General features: G+C 60.8%; 1 protein-coding gene. It reads left to right on the top strand.

What is annotated here, in order from left to right; translation table 11 throughout:
* Nucleotides 1-11 precede the first annotated feature (11 nt).
* The coding region (locus M3667_RS17200; RefSeq protein ID WP_368859166.1) for a nickel/cobalt transporter at nt 12-449 on the top strand (438 nt) is incomplete at its 3' end.

Here is a 449-nt window from a genome sequence, read left to right as displayed (position 1 = left end):
ATGGTATAACGATGACGACTCCGATTGCGCTCCGCGACTGGCGCCTGCTGGCGGCCGGGTGCGGCGGCCTTCTACTGCTGGCCGCCGCTATCACCTTGCACAGCCACTGGGGTGACTTTCTCCAGTGGTGTCTCGCCACCCAAATTACCCTGCATCGCTATCTGGTGATGTACCTTCTGTTGCTGAATAACCATCAGTACAGCGGCGGTATCTGGCTGCTGGTGGGGGCCTTTCTCTATGGCGTGCTGCACGCCGTCGGACCGGGACACGGTAAATTTATCGTGACGACCTACCTGAGCACCAATCAGGAGAGCCTGACGGCGGCGCGGGTGGTGCCCTTTCTCGGCAGCCTGTTGCAGGGCGTCACTGCGATACTCTTCGTCTTTATTCTTGCGGTGGGGCTGAATCTGGCCGCCGGCGATCTTAGCGCCAGCCGCTGGTACGTCGAG

Source organism: Microbacterium sp. P26, from assembly GCF_023712585.1.
GTDB lineage: Bacteria > Actinomycetota > Actinomycetes > Actinomycetales > Microbacteriaceae > Microbacterium > Microbacterium algihabitans_A.
The sequence above is the reverse complement of the archived record's forward strand: the minus strand, read 5'-3'. Positions and strand labels throughout refer to the sequence as shown.